This window comes from Acidiphilium sp., from assembly GCF_049977125.1.
Classification (GTDB): domain Bacteria; phylum Pseudomonadota; class Alphaproteobacteria; order Acetobacterales; family Acetobacteraceae; genus Acidiphilium.
This window is the reverse complement of record NZ_JBMFGY010000323.1, coordinates 1-2,104: the sequence shown is the minus strand read 5'-3', so window position 1 is coordinate 2,104 and position 2,104 is coordinate 1. Positions and strand designations below refer to the sequence as shown.

Here is a 2,104-nt window from a genome sequence, read left to right as displayed (position 1 = left end):
TGACCGCAGCGAGATCCCCCGGATTGCCATTGCTCCGGCCGATCAGCCCGTCACGAGCATGCCACAGCAATGTCGGTGTGCCGGTCAGCCCGATATAACGCGCCACCGCCATGTTCCGCGCCAGGCGGCCCGCTGCACCGGCACTGGCGGTCTCCGGCAGCCCCTTGTCGATCCAGTCGGCGACCATTCGCGTCGGTGGGCGACTGACCATCACCTTCGCCTTTACCGTGCTCTCGCCCTTGTCCTCATAGTCGAGGATCGACAACGGAATAACGCTCAACCGGAGCTTTCCCGCGTTCACATAGGGCGCCAGCGCCTGCATCGCGTGGATTGAATGGATGCACATCGGGTCGATCAGCATCCAGAGATGTGGCGCGTTCGCCGGTCCAACCGTCCCGTGATCGGTCGAACGCAGCATCCGGAACACCGAAGCGACTTCCTTCGCCTTCTGCGCCGGGCTGATCGGGACTGGCAGCGGGGCATTCGGAGCAGAGGTTTTGTCGCTGCCGATCGGGGCTGGGGTCGCGGTTGTTACCGCAGCCGTATGCGACGCACCACTACGATGAACATAAGCATGGGCGACCGCCTCATGCTTGCCGATCTTGCCGATCGTCACCGTGGGCAGCACACCGGGGATTGCCGCCACCTGGCTCAACGTGATGTTCTTGCCATGGTCGCTCCACATCTCGCCCTGGATCTCCGACCGGCCATCGGGGGCAATGTAGAAGACCGAAAACAGCGATCCGCTTCGGGCGAAGACCCCCCGCATCCCGTCGATCGTGCCGATATCGTAGAGCTTCGCACCATGCGAGGCGATCTGGCGCAACGCGGGAACCGCAGCGATCTCGGCGGCCGGGATCTGCTTGACCCCGGCAGGCATCGGCAGGTCGCGAACCGAATGGAGCACCGGGGCTGCCGGTGTTCCTGATGTCGGCGTGGGTGCGGGCGCAGCAGCCAGCGCGGGCGACGGGGCAAGCTGGGCCTGCGGCAAAGCGGCGACGGACGGTAACAGAGGCGGATCAGCCGAAGGAACCGCCGGTTTCGAATTGACCTGCGCAGGCACCGGTTTCGTCGTCGGCAGTGCTTTGGCAGGCGACGCCAACACCGGCCGGTTGGCGGCCGGCATCACCGGCGTGGGATAACTTGGTAAATCCAGCGGGTGCGCCGACGCCACCTGCCCAAGGTCTGCAGCCGATACCGCACAATCGGGACCCGACGCCGCCATCGCCAGACCGGGCAGACTCGCCAGAAGAACAGCTAAAGCAAAACGCATGATCGATCTCCTTTGATGGAGACCTTCGCGACCGCGAATGCAAGTGCGTACTCTTGAGAGAAACGGAGGTCTTCACTTTGTCGTGAAGCATAAAACGAAAGAGTCAGGACTACGCAGTGACCTGCTGACGCGGTCGATCGCTCGCGGGCTCGATCTGCTGGAAGATGGCCCGGAGCAGGAGACGTTTGAACTCCTTGTCCTCGGGTGTGACACCAGATCCCGCGCGGCGCGGGTGATGCAGAATGATCGGCGCGCCCCCAAGGGCTGCACGCATCAGCGGGTGGACCATTCGCTTGCGATCGAGGTAGCGGTCATCGTCATAGCCCATGGTCTCGACGATCACGGTAGCTGCCGCCCCGCTCGCCGCTTTGGCCCGAACCACAAAATCCGGAATGATCGGGGGACGCGCGTCCGCGCTGGCGTCCGGCGCCGTCGGGTCGAACTCAGGACCCAGATCGAACTGCGGCTTCTCGATCGTCATCAACACGTTGCGCGCCTTGGCCAACCATCCCTGCAGATCGATCAGATTGCGCAGGGTCAGACGCTCGTTGTCGCTGTCGAGCAGCAACAGATGCGAACGGGACGCAACCGGATGGGCATAAGCGCGCAGGATCGCGGCAGGACTGTCCTTGTCGGGTCGCGCAACAAGCGCCGCCACCAGATACGGCGGTCGGCGCGCCGCCCCATCCTGAATTCTGCCGTGTCCCTCGATCTCGCCGAAGATCGCCAGTCGCCCAATCACCGGGAGCGAGATCCCTTCCATCGGCTCGATCAGTCCCTCGGAAATCGACCGGGCCGCCGTGATGAAAATCCCGTGCGGGCGGGATTTGC

2 protein-coding genes are annotated in these 2,104 nt (G+C 63.9%); both read right to left on the bottom strand.

What is annotated here, in order from left to right; genetic code table 11:
• On the bottom strand, positions 1-1,273 hold a 1,273-nt coding region (locus tag ACP5E6_RS18635; RefSeq protein ID WP_427956904.1), incomplete at its 3' end, for a hypothetical protein.
• 109 nt (positions 1,274-1,382) lie between these two features.
• Positions 1,383-2,104 (bottom strand): hypothetical protein (locus tag ACP5E6_RS18630; RefSeq protein WP_427956901.1); only part of this gene is annotated, 722 nt, incomplete at its 5' end.